This is a genomic window from Lentilactobacillus sunkii DSM 19904 (genome assembly GCF_001435575.1).
In the GTDB taxonomy this organism is placed as follows: Bacteria; Bacillota; Bacilli; order Lactobacillales; family Lactobacillaceae; genus Lentilactobacillus; species Lentilactobacillus sunkii.
On sequence record NZ_AZEA01000002.1, the window covers coordinates 98,201 to 112,320 of the forward strand.

14 protein-coding genes are annotated in these 14,120 nt (G+C 41.9%); 8 read left to right on the forward strand and 6 right to left on the reverse strand.

The window, feature by feature from the left end:
• Positions 1 to 94: 94 nt before the first annotated feature.
• Entirely contained in the window at positions 95 to 1,102 is a 1,008-nt protein-coding gene (locus FD17_RS02515) for an acyltransferase family protein (protein WP_057823331.1), read from the forward strand.
• A 73-nt stretch (positions 1,103 to 1,175) separates the two neighbouring features.
• On the opposite strand, the gene FD17_RS02520 is transcribed toward FD17_RS02515, so the two are convergent.
• The 3 genes from FD17_RS02520 to FD17_RS02530 form a co-directional block, all read right to left on the reverse strand.
• On the reverse strand, positions 1,176 to 1,664 hold the full coding sequence (locus FD17_RS02520) for a GNAT family N-acetyltransferase (RefSeq protein WP_057823333.1): 489 nt from the start codon (positions 1,662 to 1,664) through the stop codon (positions 1,176 to 1,178).
• Positions 1,665 to 1,711: 47 nt separating this feature from the next.
• Positions 1,712 to 3,070, reverse strand: coding sequence for a uracil-xanthine permease family protein (locus FD17_RS02525; protein WP_057823335.1), 1,359 nt, complete (start codon positions 3,068 to 3,070; stop codon positions 1,712 to 1,714).
• Between the two features lie 191 nt (positions 3,071 to 3,261).
• Positions 3,262 to 3,717: a GNAT family N-acetyltransferase gene (locus tag FD17_RS02530; RefSeq protein ID WP_057823337.1), complete on the reverse strand. Its 456-nt coding sequence runs from the start codon at positions 3,715 to 3,717 to the stop codon at positions 3,262 to 3,264.
• Between the two features lie 104 nt (positions 3,718 to 3,821).
• Here FD17_RS02530 and FD17_RS02535 point away from each other — a divergent pair, with 104 nt between their 5' ends.
• The 3 genes from FD17_RS02535 to FD17_RS02545 all read left to right on the forward strand — a co-directional run bounded on the left by FD17_RS02535 (position 3,822) and on the right by FD17_RS02545 (position 5,595).
• On the forward strand, positions 3,822 to 4,436 hold the full coding sequence (locus FD17_RS02535; protein WP_057823339.1) for a hypothetical protein: 615 nt from the start codon (positions 3,822 to 3,824) through the stop codon (positions 4,434 to 4,436).
• Positions 4,437 to 4,500: 64 nt separating this feature from the next.
• Positions 4,501 to 5,010 (forward strand): YbhB/YbcL family Raf kinase inhibitor-like protein, encoded by a 510-nt coding sequence (locus FD17_RS02540; protein ID WP_057823341.1) that lies wholly within the window; start codon positions 4,501 to 4,503, stop codon positions 5,008 to 5,010.
• 99 nt (positions 5,011 to 5,109) lie between these two features.
• Positions 5,110 to 5,595 carry a universal stress protein gene (locus tag FD17_RS02545; protein ID WP_057823343.1) on the forward strand — a complete coding sequence of 162 codons (486 nt, stop codon included), beginning with the start codon at positions 5,110 to 5,112 and terminating at the stop codon, positions 5,593 to 5,595.
• Positions 5,596 to 5,713: 118 nt separating this feature from the next.
• Here the strand turns inward: FD17_RS02545 and FD17_RS02550 are convergent, their stop codons facing one another.
• Both FD17_RS02550 and FD17_RS02555 read right to left on the reverse strand, forming a co-directional pair.
• A complete protein-coding gene (locus FD17_RS02550) occupies positions 5,714 to 6,595 on the reverse strand; it encodes a hypothetical protein (RefSeq protein ID WP_057823345.1) in 882 nt (293 codons plus the stop codon).
• Positions 6,596 to 6,625: 30 nt separating this feature from the next.
• On the reverse strand, positions 6,626 to 7,468 hold the full coding sequence (locus FD17_RS02555; protein WP_057823347.1) for a hypothetical protein: 843 nt from the start codon (positions 7,466 to 7,468) through the stop codon (positions 6,626 to 6,628).
• Positions 7,469 to 7,659: 191 nt separating this feature from the next.
• On the opposite strand from FD17_RS02555, the gene FD17_RS02560 reads away from it, so the two are divergent.
• From FD17_RS02560 to FD17_RS02575, 4 genes are all read left to right on the forward strand, one after another.
• Positions 7,660 to 9,273 (forward strand): FAD-dependent oxidoreductase, encoded by a 1,614-nt coding sequence (locus FD17_RS02560; RefSeq protein ID WP_057823349.1) that lies wholly within the window; start codon positions 7,660 to 7,662, stop codon positions 9,271 to 9,273.
• Positions 9,274 to 9,380: 107 nt separating this feature from the next.
• Positions 9,381 to 9,944, forward strand: a complete 564-nt coding sequence (locus FD17_RS02565; RefSeq protein ID WP_057823350.1) for a hypothetical protein — start codon at positions 9,381 to 9,383, stop codon at positions 9,942 to 9,944.
• Between the two features lie 205 nt (positions 9,945 to 10,149).
• Positions 10,150 to 11,421, forward strand: a complete 1,272-nt coding sequence (locus FD17_RS02570) for a GW dipeptide domain-containing protein (protein ID WP_057823352.1) — start codon at positions 10,150 to 10,152, stop codon at positions 11,419 to 11,421.
• Between the two features lie 209 nt (positions 11,422 to 11,630).
• Complete coding sequence (locus tag FD17_RS02575) at positions 11,631 to 13,241, forward strand: APC family permease (protein ID WP_057823354.1); 1,611 nt, start codon at positions 11,631 to 11,633, stop codon at positions 13,239 to 13,241.
• Between the two features lie 117 nt (positions 13,242 to 13,358).
• Here FD17_RS02575 and FD17_RS02580 read toward each other — a convergent pair whose 3' ends face one another.
• Complete coding sequence (locus FD17_RS02580; RefSeq protein WP_057823355.1) at positions 13,359 to 14,120, reverse strand: sulfite exporter TauE/SafE family protein; 762 nt, start codon at positions 14,118 to 14,120, stop codon at positions 13,359 to 13,361.

The window sequence follows — 14,120 nt, forward strand, 5'->3', positions numbered from 1 at the left end:
CCAGACTTCAATTTTGCTTTAAGGCTCATTTAAGGTGAATAATGTAAAAATAAACTATTACAATATAACTAAGGACGGTGATCGGACAAAAATTATGCTGAAAAAGAGAATTGAATGGATCGATATTGCCAAAGCTTATGGCATCATTGCTGTGGTATTCGGACACGCAATGGCGAGCGGCAATACAACAAATATTATTTACTGGTGGCATATGCCCCTCTTCTTCATTGTTGGTGGCTTTTTCTTAAAGCCAATCGATGCAACGAAACTTGCACACTGGAAAAAGTTCTTTAATAAACGAATATATCGAGATCTGCTGATTTATTTCATCGCTGGAATCGGTTTGATCCTGCTGTACAGTATTTTGTATAACAAAGATTGGAATTACCTGATTAATCATTTATCAAGATTGTTGGTCGGTGGACGCACGTTAAACCTCTACACATCAACGTTCTGGTTTGTTAATGTCTACCTGCTTTCAATCACAGCCGTAACGCTGTTAATTTCAACCGTTAAGTCACGCTGGATCCAATTTGCGGTTGTGGGGCTTGGACTATTTCTATCCACCTGCTATGACAAGATCGACTGGATGAACTTGTACAATTATCAGACCATGCCGTGGAACCTGGACATCGTCTTAATTGCCGCTTTCTTCACTTACGTTGGCTACTTGTTCTTCCACACAAATTGGAAATGGATTCAAAAACCCATTCCGATTACATTATTAATTGGCTTGTCGTTGGGATTGATTGGACTATATTTGAATAATCAATTTGATTTCGAATTCTCCATGAAATCTCATCTGATCCAATCTTCTGAGCCTAAGGTATTGATGATTGCGACCATCCCATTGATTCTGTCATTTACAGTCATGGGGATCTCGTACCTCACCAGTCAGTTGCCGATTGGCCTTCTTCTATCGACGATTGGAAAGCACACCATGATTATCATGTATCTCCATGGTGCCCTGTTGGACATGGCCGAACAAGCTGGGATTGAAGACGTCGTAGTCAAAGTTATGATTGCGGTTGTCATTCCAATGTTACTGGCGTTGTTAAAGCAGCCGGTGGCCAAGAGAAGCAGTATTTATCTACAAAGTTAATTAATCGTTCCAATCAAAAAGAGCTTGGAAGCAAAACCGTTGTTTTGCCTTCAAGCTCTTCATTATCTATAAATTAGTTGAATTTTAATTCTAAATATTCTGCTCCGTCCAAAGGATTAAAGCGGTATGGATCGATGGCTTTGAACCCTGCAGCGTGATATATCTTCAAGGCCCCTTTCATCGATTTCAACGTATCCAAACGGATTGCATTGTACCCAAGATCTTTCGCACTTGCGACGATTCTAGCAACCAATTCCTGACCAATTCCCAGCTTGCGGAAATCATCCCGGACGTACAGACGTTTCATTTCTGCGATTCCAGGTTCAAATTCATGAACCGCAACCGCCCCTGCCAAGTGTGAATCCACATATGCCAGGATCAGGTCACCCTTGGGCTGATTATATCGGGTGGCTAAATCATTGAGCTCATCAGAAAAATCCTGGAAACTCAAATCAAATCCAAGTGATTTGGAATATTCAAGAAAAATCTTTTTGGCAGCCGCAAACTCCTCAGCGGTATTCGCATGTCGATATTCAATTTGTGCTTGATTTGCTTGTTCCATATGACGCTCCTTTCCGATATTTGGGAGTAGTTGATTAAAAAGACGTTTTATTTACGAGAACGACGTTGGTGAAGTAAGCGTTGCTTTTCTGCTTCAGCTTCCTTATCAGCCAACTTCTTCTCATGTTCACGTTCACTGGCAGCCTTTTGTGGCAATACCAGGTTCAATACGATACCGATGATTGTGGCAAAAGCCAATCCGGTAAACTGGAACTGACCCAGTTGCAGATAAGCATTCCCAACACCAATGACCATAACGGTTGAAGCAATCATCAGGTTGCGCTTCAGTCCCATATCAACTTTGTTTTCAACCATAACTTGAATACCGGCTGTCGCAATGGTTCCAAAAAGCAGGAAACTGATTCCGCCAATAACCGGTAATGGCATCTGCATGATTAAGACGTTTAATTTATTAACAAAGGCGAACAGAATTGCAAACATCGCAGCACCCATCAGAACGTAGACACTGTGAATCTTGGTAATTGCCATAACGCCGATATTTTCACCGTAACTGGTCATGGCAGGCGCACCCACTAACCCGGCAAACAGTGAGGCGGCACCATCACCAGCCAAGGTCCGGTTCAAGCCGGGATCCTTGAAAAAGTCACGGCCGGTCAATTCATCAAGGACCATAATATGGCCCATGTGCTCAGTCATGGTAACGAAGGCAATTGGCGTAATGGCAGCAATGGCCGCCCAATCGATGTGGAACTTGTAATCAATTCCGGGAATATCAAATGCCGGAATCTTGAACCATGGTGCACTGGCAATGGCGTTTAAGTCAACAATTCCACAGAATACGGAAATGATATAACCGCAGACAATCGCCAGTAAAATTGGAATCAATCCGATAAAGCCTTTAAATAACATGTTAAAAATAATAGCTAGGAATAATGTTGCCAAAGCAATCGAAAAGTAAAGCAGGCTATACTTGCCGTTCTTCATCATGGCATCTTGAGCGGCACTTCCTGCCAGTGACAAACCAATCACCATGACGATTGGTCCAACCACGATAGGCGGTAAAATATGATCCACCCAATCCGAACCGATTGCCCAGATAATTGCGGCAACGATCATGTATACAATACCAACACCGATAACCCCTTGGGCAATTCCGGGATAACCGGTCGTTTTCATCAATGCCAGCATTGGTGTAATAAATGCAAAACTTGAACCCATGTAAGCCGGAATCTTACGCTGGGTAATCATAATATGAAGCAAAGTACCAACACCGGATGCAAACAGCGCAATACTTGGGCTTAATCCAACCAGCAATGGGACGATAACGGTTGAACCAAACATTGAAAACATGTGTTGCAATGATAATCCGACCCAAGGGAAAAACTTGGGCATATCGTGGATATCCAGAATCGCGCGATCATCGTGAAATTCATTCTTGTCTGCCATAAATATTTGCCACCTCAATAGTATTTAAATCTTTGAACTCCAAAAGGCAAAAAAATGTCTACCCCGTCAAGTGAGGTAGACACCAATTCGAGCACCGCTCGTTTAATATCGTCCTCTTACCAGCCTCACGGGACCGGAGTTAAAGATTCATTCATTGTCATAATTATAATATACCGCGATAGGTTGTCAATCTATTCTTTAATGGGCATCTCCATATCAATATGGGGAATACCGTCTTCCAGATAGACATCGCTGACGTTCTTGAAGCCAAATGATTTGTAAAATCCGTTCAAGTATTCCTGCCCAGCCAACACTATCTTGGTTGTTTGCGGCATTAATTTAGGAATTTGATCAAGGGCTTCTTGAACCAGCTTTCGCCCACGACCATCACCCCGATTAGCAGGATCAACGACCACTCGGCCAATCCGGGCAACCGTTGCATTTTCCTCGGGAATAATCCGTGCATATGCGGTCAGGTCATGATGAGCATTAGTAATCATCAGGTGGTAAGCGGTCAAATCGTCATCATCGACCTCCTGGTAATAGCACCTTTGTTCAACCACAAAAACTGCCACCCGTAATTTATATATTTGAAAAAGCTCCTTGGTTGTCACCTCGGAAAACTGTTTGACTTCAATTTTGTCCATATCTGCCATCCTTATAGTGATTAGAAATACAAGTTTTCTGCTATCTGTTATAATATATTCAACTAGATCAACATGCAATAAAAGAATCTAAATGAGGTATTAATTTGAATAGGCATGACGATGAACCACAATACAAGAAGTATGACTTCAATTCCACAGAAACCAGGCGCCAGCAACACCGGAAACAATACAGCGGCTGGTGGCTTGCGCTGCTGATTTTGATCATTGGAATTGCCCTGGCCCTTTCGGTTAACTGGGTGATGAGTTCCAATAACCATAAATCCAATAACACCACCAGTTCGATCAGCAAAACCATCAAGAAGTCCGAAAGCAAATTTGCCGGCAGTTCCAAAAAAGGTGCGCTAACCAGTGAAGTTGAAAAACATCGGGTGAATGCTTTCAGTAACAAATTGAAAGACGCTCAAGAAAGCGGATTGAATCCTAAGGAACGCCAACAGTTCCAGCAACAGATCAACCAAGAACAGAATGAAACTGTTCGATCCCAAGAGCAAAATCTGCTCAACGGCGTGAAGAGCGATAAACCAGCCAAGCCGCAAAAAACGCCAGACCAATTTTCAAGTACCCACACATTTGCTTCAATTCAAGATGCAAAGAATTGGGCGAATGCGACCAAGCAGCAATGGTTAAAGGCCGGTTACGTCAATTATACGATTACATCAAACGGCCAGGGCTACTACGTTTTGCGCTTTGTTAAGTAATCAAATTCATATTAATATAATTATCAGGCAAAAAGACATATCATTGAGACGAGGAGGGATGAGTATGGACGTTCAAGTACCATTGAAAAAAGGACTTTTAGCAGATAAATACAGCAAGTATGCTGGAAAAGCCGACATGCTTGGCGGTGAGCCAATTGTTTCATTTCCTATTAAATTAAACGATGTTCCAAAAGATGCCAAATCTTTGGCATTAACCCTGTTAGACTGGGATGCCGTTCCAGTCAGCGGCTTTCCATGGATTCACTGGACTGCAGCAAATATCGCACCAGATATCACTGAAATTCCTGAAAACAACAGTCAGCAACTGAAGATTCCAATGATTCAAGGCCGAAATAGTACTGCCGGTGGCTTGATCGGCAACAATGATCAAACAACGGCCTGGCACTACAATGGGCCAAATCCACCTGATAAAGTTCATAATTATCACCTGTCCATTTTTGCACTGGACACCAAATTACCATTGAAAGATGGTTTCTGGTTAAATGAACTCCAAGATGCAATGCGTGGACACATTCTTGCAACTGCAGAGTTCGTTATTCCAAGTAAGCCCTAATTTTTCTGAAAGTGATTTTTGATTTTCAGTTTTTAAGCGTTATTTCGTGGAATAATTAGTGATATAATGAACTTAAATTAATTTGTGGGAGGTTTCTTCATGGAATCCAATTATAAAACCATCTTAGTACCAGTGGATGGATCCAATCAATCAGAGGATGCATTAGCTAAAGGTGCACAATTTGCAAAAAATAACGATGCTCATCTTGATGTTCTTCATGTTTTGAGCACGCAACAATACGGTTACAATTATGGTGGAATGGTGGATGGAGATGTGATCAACAATCTCGTTGAAGATACCACTGACTACCTCAACAAACTGGTTGATAAGATTAAGAAGGAATCTGGACTTGAAGATATTTCAATCCATATTCGTTTTGGTAATCCGAAGACCGTTATTTCAATGGAATTCCCACGAGACCACAAATCCGATTTGATCATTATTGGTGCAACCGGGATGAGCCGTCTCCAACGGGTTCTTGAAGGATCGGTTTCATCATTTGTTAACCGAAACGCTAAGTGTGACGTGATGGTTATCCGTACCAATACTGAAAACAAACCATATGTCCCATTTCCTAAAGACTAATTAATTCGAGCATTCAGAGATGGATGCTTTTTTTGTTTAAAACGAAAGAAACCTTCAAAGTAAAAATAACTTTGAAGGTTTCTTTCATAAGATTAGCAATTCAATTGCCGAGTAGCTGTTAATTAACACCTTGGGCAATGACCGTATAATACTGTTTTCCGCCAACCGTATAAATACTCGAGGCAGCTTGATCATCACCATAGGCACTATCTTCATAATAAACCGGTTTGTGATTATTATGGACAGTTAATCGATACTTGTACGCTCCAGAATGTCGGACCTTCTTCTGCGTAACCCCGGCCAGCCTTTTACTTGTATAAAGATAAACATTGGCTCCTTTTTTCAAAGAGCGATTAATCTTTACCGCACTGTTAGGCTTTGTCGCATAATAAACTGTCGTTGTGTGGTTGCCGGGCAAGCCGGTATCCGTATCGGGATATTGTTGTAAATTATAGCGGTAGTACTCCAACCATCCGTCAGAGGTGATTTTCAGTGCATCACTGTTGAATGTGGGTAATGCATGGATTGACGTTAAACCACCAGATTGCAGAACCCCGCTTCCATAAGGCAGCGCATAAGTTGGCCGCTTAATCCTCGTCAATCTGGAAGTGGGTAATTTAAACTTAAAATGAAGATCACCGCTCCCAAATATTTTCGAACTGACTGTTTTTCTTTTAAGATGATAACTAATATCGGCCGTCGCATAACCTTGAGCAAAAGCCTGCTTTTTGTAAAAGCCCTCAGCGGCAATGACTGTTCCCTTGGGTAAATAAGTGGATTTAATAATCACTCGCGAATCCGTTTTAGCTCGATATAAAAGATTGACTTTCGTCTTTTTGTTTAATCGATAATAGTGGTTGGAGAATAAGCCGGGATTATCTTTGAAGAAATCAGATCCAACCGGTGACGTCTTTGTTTCCGCCTGAGCTTCAATACCACCAAATCCTAGGATTCCGGCAAACAACCCAAGTGTGAGTAATGTGATTAATTGCTTTTTCATTTGAATCTCCTTTTTTCCTGTCAAACCTGATCAGTTTGTGGCTGAAATTGCATAGTATGATGAACCGCCAAGCGTATACAAACTAGCGTATAGTCGATATCCAATCTCCGAATCATATTTGGAATACGGCGTATGAAGATTGTTTAGCGCTAATCGATAACGGGCATTCCCCGTTTTATGCACGTGCTTGTCATTAACACCTTTCAAATTGTGTTTGAAGTATAAATATGTTTTGTTGGTGGATTTAATCGTCTTGGTAATTTTTGCATATGCGGTTGGCTTTTGCTGATAGTTCAGGGTAACTGTTTTCTTCCCTTCCGTAAACGAAACAGGATGATACCGATAAAACTCAACGTACCCATCTGAAGTGATTTTGACTTGATTACTATGGTAATCACTATTACCAAATGCTTTAAGACCGCCAGACAATAAACAATTGCCCTGATTTGGTAACAAGTATGCCGGTCGCTTAATTCGGGTCATGTATTTTGGATTAACATTCCAAAAATTGGTGGGTAGATATCCAGGACCATATGCCCCTTTGGTGTAGGCTTTTCGTTTAGCTTGATAACTCAGATCAGGTGATGTATTTCTTCGAGTGTCATCAAACGAATTACCTTGAGTAATGACCGTTCCTTTTTTCAGGGTAATGCGTCGAACAACTTGTTGCTCCCCACTCTTACCACTGAACCTTACTTTAATCTTTGTAGGTTTGTTGACACGATAAAACGTGGTTGCATTGACTTTACTAAGAAAATTAACTGTTGTTGTGGTTTCTTTTTGAAGTTTGTTTGATGCACTTACGTTTGGCGATGCACCCAATGTGCCAAACACTAAAGCACAAAAAATAATTTTTAACCATTTAGCTTGCATCGAGAATTCCCCCTATCATTGTTGCTTCAATCATAGCATATTGTTTGCTATGGGATTTCATTTCAAATCCGGAATCCTTTTTGTTCAGCTTAATCTCGTTATACAGAAGCCCCTTTGATTGACGTGGTCTCTCAACAAGGTATGATTAAATCAGTATATGTAAGCGCTGTATTTTGAGAGGAGATTCGACTATGAAAGTACTTGTTATTGGTGGTATTGCCGGCGGTCCTTCCTTTGCAACCCGACTACGACGGATTAACGAAGATGCAGAGATTATCATCTTTGAACGTGGTGCAGCCATCTCAGTCGCAAGCTGTGCACTGCCCTATTATCTTGGGGGATTGATTAAAGATCGTTCCGCCGTTATTGAACGAACACCAGAAATCTTAAAACAGAAAAATAATATTGATGTCCGGCTCTTCAATGAAGTCACTAAAATTAATCCAGAAACTAAAACTGTTGATGTCCACAATTTACAAACTGACGACACCTACACTGAAAGCTATGATAAATTGATCATTGCAACCGGCGCAAGTCCAACAGTTCCTGAAATTCCGGGGATTCACGATGCTGACAACGCATTTGTCTTAAGAGCCGTTACAGATGCTGACAAAATCAAGACCTTTATGGAAGAAAAGCATCCAAAACACGTAACCGTATTGGGTGCCGGTTCCATTGGGATTGAAGTTTCGGAAGCCTTTGTCGATAACAATATGGACGTCACAATTGTCGAACAGTCGGGCCACGTTGCCTCACCATTTGACCCGGAGATAACCGATATTGTTGCTGAAGAGCTCAAAAAACAGGGCGTTCACATTATCCTCAACGAAAGCGTCAAAGAAATTCAGGACAACGGTCATACTTTGATCTTGGATGATGGTTCAGTTCATAAGACTGACATGCTGTTTCTGGGAACCGGCGTTAAGCCAAACAGCGAAATTGCTGAAGCAGCCGGAATCAAACTGTCTGATGATCACCATATTATTGTTGGCAAACAGTTGGAGACAAATCTCCCGGATATTTACGCAATTGGCGATGTCATTGAAACAACCAGCCTCATCACCGGCAAGCCAATCCCAAGCCTGCTTTCGAGTGCAGCAAATCGGCAAGGACATTTATTAGCCGATATTTTAAATGGCAGTCCGCTTGAATACAAAGGCTTTATCAGTGCCGGGGTATCGAAATTCTTCGACCTGACAGCCAGCTTTGTTGGATTCACAGAACAAATCCTTCAGCAGATGGGGATCACCAATTATCGAACCGTCTTTATCACCCCATTTGATCGGGCATACTTTTATCCAAATGCCGACCGGGTTAATTTCAAACTAATCTACGAAGATAAGACCGGGAAAATTCTCGGTGGCCAGGCAGTGGGGCGTAACGGAATTGATAAGCGAATTGCGGAGCTGTCCGTCGCAATTACCGGAAACCTGACCGCATTTGACCTGCCATCCCTGGAGATTCCTTATTCACCGCCATACTCATCAACTCGGGATGTCCTGAACATTGCTGGGTATGTGGCAATCAATCAATTAACCAACAAGTCGGCAACCATCAAAGTCGACAAGATCCCAGCAGAAGATTTAAAGGCCGCAGTGTTCCTGGATATTCGTGAAGCGGGTAAGCCTGCCACCGGATCGATTAAGCCAACTTTGAGTATTCCGTTATCAGAATTGCGTGATCGGATTGATGAAGTTCCAAAGGACAAAAAAGTATATATTACCTTCCGAAAGGGCCTTGGTCCCTATAATGCGACTAGGGTCTTGGCTGGAAAAGGAATTAACGCAACGATGATTGAAGAATAACAATATATTCGATGAAAAAGGGAGATTTTTTGGACAAAATGTTCATTTAATCCCCTTTTTATTGAACTTCAAAGTATAATATAGAGTGAAGACGGGAGTGTGATGATATGCCGCGAAAATTAAGACCAAATGCAGCAATTAAGAAAGTATTGAAAATCTATCAACAGAATTTCATGAAAAATCAATTTACGACACCTCAAAATGATGCCCTTCATCTAATATTCAATCTTGGGTATACAGTGAGTCCTGACGTGAATGAAAGTTCGTATGGCTACGTTAAAGTTGTGAACATGGATACGGGGAAATCGCTTGTTCTGACAAACTTAAGTGGTAACAAAGCTTTACTTGATGGTGGAACAACGGTCATTTCCGAACCGGATTTGGATTTAAATACGTTTGACTATGTAGACTATCTGAATTCGAAGGGTGATAATCCGGACTACCTGGCACCATCTGTTGCTAATTTGACAATGCTGCGGAATCGTTTGAATCAGTTGAACGCAGACTTTGATCGGTTGAAGAAGTTGAGAAATGATTACCAGGAACATCTGGCAAGTATTGACTCGGAATACAATAAGAAAGTCAGTTCATTCATTACGATTGTCAATCAAGTTGAGCGGATGTCGAATAAGATAACTGAAGACAATGATGATACGAAATCATCCAAGTAGAAAGTAGGATTCGTCCTGCTTTTTTATTTTACCATGAAGGAATGATTTTTGGTAAGATTTTTCTATATGCGGTATTTAATTATAATAATATTATCCCTTTTTAATCTAATTATAATCGTTTTCACCCCAAATTATAATAATTGTTCCATAAACTCTACTTTGTTGCATAAAAATTGCAAACATATTTTTTGGAGGGACATATTTTATGAAAATTTCACGTATCGCACTTGCATCACTCATTTCCTTTGGTGTGCTTGGAGGAGCAAGCTTGAACGCTTCTGCAAGTCACCACAGTCACTACAACAAGGTTCTTTGGAACAAACCAATGGCACATAAGAAAGTCACGTTGAAAAACGGTAAGGGTATTATTTGGAACAAACCATTTAAAACTGCTAAAAATGCCAAGATTATGTACCGAATTTCACACAAAAAGGGTCTTGTCTTAACAACCATTCGTCACATGAAAGTTAAGAACGGCACTATTTATTACTTCGTCAAAGCTGGCAAGGTTACTGGTTGGATCAACAAGAAGAGCATTAAGTTGGTTAAGGCTACATCAACCAAAACTGTAACGGAACCAACTCGTACTACACCTGCTCCACAAGTACCAAAGACTACCACTCCATCAACTCAACAAGGCTCAACTGCTAACGCAAACAAGAGTAGTCAATCAAGTACTAATGGTTCAACTGCACAAGGTACAGCGGTTCAAGGTTCAGCTGGCACTGTTACTAACTCTTCTAGTTCAACTGACAACGGAACAGTAACTACTAACAACGGTTTCAAATTGCCAGTCGATCATAACAATCCGTTTAGCACTTACGCAGAAGGTACATTGAAAGATCATACTTACGTATACCATCAAAAGTATTTTGGTAAAAAAATTGTTAACCAACGTTTATCAGACGGACTTCCAAAAGGTACAAAAGTAACTGTTGCTTTGAATACTCCACATAGCAACCGAAAAACGCTTCTAATCAAGGCTGAAACTCCAAAGGGAACAGTTTATGGATATGTACAACGTTCTGAAGTTCAATTCCAAAATCCAACTGACACTGATGCATCAAAAAAATCAACAAATTCTCCTGTGACTAATACAGCTACTAATACAACTCCTAAAGCTACTAATCAAAGCCCAGTTGCCCCTACTAGTGCTCCTGCTACTGTTAGCCCCCAAGCTGGCGTTACGGATCCTAGCACACCATTTACAGGTGCTAATCCATATAATTGGGGTGGTGCCACGGGATCTAAAGAAACTGTATCTACTAGTGGCAATCCTTATCGTTGGGACGGCTCTCAAGCAGCAAAAAGTGTTGTTACTCCCACCGGCAATCCAACACCTTCTACACCTGTGATTCCTTCAACTCCCGCTTCTTCAACGGCCCCCGCTGTTGGCAAATCATCTCAATGGGATAGCAACGCCTCGACCGCTACACCTGTTTCACCATCAACTAGCAACCCTTATCACTGGGGATAATAAACCCAGATAAAATTAACAATCTAAACAATTACACCAGACATCCCCTGTGGATGTCTTTTTTCTTTCCCCCAAGTCCATATTCAAAATCAATCAAATTCCCCCAACCCCCTGTTACGATACATATACGAAGCTAAATCAGGCTTTCATTAATTTGCAATCATTTATATCTTTGTTAAACTAGTTGTCATTGCTAACAGGAGGTATACATGGATTCAAAAAACACAACAAAGATTGGACTTTTTCAACTCGTCATGCTGACACTGGGATCATTAATTGGTTCCGGGTGGCTTTTTGGTTCTTGGGAAGCAACTAAGATTGCCGGCCCTGCAGCAATTATTTCCTGGGTTATTGGTGGTATTGTGATTGCTGCAATTGCTTATGATTATGTCGAAATCGGTGCGATGTTCCCTGAAGCTGGTGGGATGAGCCGCTATGCGCAATACTCCCACGGACCGTTACTAGGCTTTATTGCTTCTTGGGCCAACTGGATTTCACTGATCACACTGATCCCAATTGAAGCTGTCGCAGCCGTTCAATACATGAGTTCCTGGCCGTGGTCTTGGGCCAATTGGACCCACTCGTTTTTAAAGGGTGGTACCATCACCACCTCGGGTTTGATGGTCGTGTTTCTGTTCATCTTAGTGTTCACACTGTTAAACTTCTGGTCAGTCAAACTGCTAACCAGCTTTACGAGTCTTATTTCAATTTTAAAAATCGGCGTTCCAGCATTGACGATTATCATGCTGACAATTTCCGGATTCTACCCACAAAACTATGGCCACTCGATTCATGAGTTTATGCCATATGGATCTGCACCTATTTTCGCTGCCACTTCGGCTGCCGGAATTATTTTCTCTTTTAACGCATTCCAGACCGTTATCAACATGGGGAGTGAAATTAAGAAGTCACGAAAAAATATTGGTCGGGGAATTTTTATTTCCCTGCTGATTAGTGGTGTTATCTACATTCTCCTTCAGAGTACCTACATCACTGCAATGAAGCCTTCAACCCTGGCATCAACCGGTTGGAGCGGTTTTGATTTCAATTCACCTTTTGCTGATTTGGCAATCATGCTCGGGATTCGCTGGCTTTCTGTTCTGTTATACATGGACGCTTTTGTCTCACCTGTTGGAACCGGGGTTTCCTTCGCCGCTTCAACCGGACGGGCCCTTTACGCCATGGAAAGCAATCAACACATCCCCAGCTTTATTGGTAAAATCAACCAAAAGTATGGGATTCCACGGGTTGCCATGATCGTCAACTTGGTATTGAGCATGCTGATGGTCTCCATATTCCGGTCATGGTCAACCTTGGCAACTGTTATTTCCACCTCAACCTTGATTGCCTACTTAACTGGGCCAGTCACAGCAGTTGCCTTTCGCAAAATGGCGCCTAATTTCAAGCGTCCTGTACGATTAAAGAATCTTGGTTGGATGGCACCCCTATCCTTTGTACTGGCCTCACTGGCGATTTATTGGGCAATGTGGCCAACAACGATCGAGGTCATCCTCGTGATCTTGATCGGACTACCATTTTATTTCTATTACGAATATAAAGCAGAATTTGTGAATACCAGAAAGGCGTTCTACTCAAGTATGTGGATGATTGTGTACCTAATCTTCATTTCCGCCATGTCATACCTGGGTAGCGAGCAGTTCAACGGTATCAACTGGATTCATTACCCATGGGACTTTGTTGTGATTTCACTGGCTTCCCTCGTCTTTTATTATTGGGGAATCAAGACGGCTCACGTCTTCCCTGATTTCTATCAGGCTAAAGAGCTGAACGACACCGTTATTATGGATGATGACGATTAATACAAAAGTAAAAGGCCGACAACTGCAAAACGCAGCTGTCGGCCTTTTGAGCATAAGTGGTTCTGTGCCCCTGCCAAGGTAATCTAATGATACCGCAATTTTAATGACAAATCCAAATCAATCCAGAAATTCCCAAACCGTTTTGGCAAAGAAGATCACCAACACGACAATAATGATCGGCCGGGCAATTGCACTGCCAAACTTCTTATAATACGATGCACCCAGGAAATTGCCAATAATACTGAAGATGCCGGCGGTCAAGCCCAATAGAATCATCACTTTGTCATTCATCAAAAAGACAACCAAAGCGGTCACGTTGGTGGTCAGGTTGATCACTTTTGTGTTGCCGGCGGCCAAATTCAGTGGCAGATGGGCAATCCCAACCAATGTCAAAATCAGAAAAGTCCCGGTTCCGGGGCCATAAAAACCATCCCAGACACCAAGAGACACGGAAATCAGTAAAGTGGCAATAACCTGCGAAGCACTTAACTGATTTGATTCCGCCATCTTGGGGTTCAAAGCATGCCGATTCAACAATAAGTACAATGCAGTCAGCGGCAGTACGACCAACAAGATAATTCGAAAATAATACTCTGAAATATGTAATGCCAAGTTGGCCCCCAGAGACGAGCCGATAATTGCTGCAATAACGCTAAAAAATGCTAATTTAATCCGAATATATCCACTCCGAGCAAACTCCAAAGTCGCAATGGTCGTCCCCATGGCTGAGGACAGTTTGTTTGTTCCAACTGCGAAATGGGGTGGGATTCCCGCCATCAAATATGCCGGCAGGGAAATCAACCCGCCACCACCGCCAATCGCATCCACAAACCCGGCCAGAAACACCAACGGACACACAATCAAAAATTCTGTGAGCAT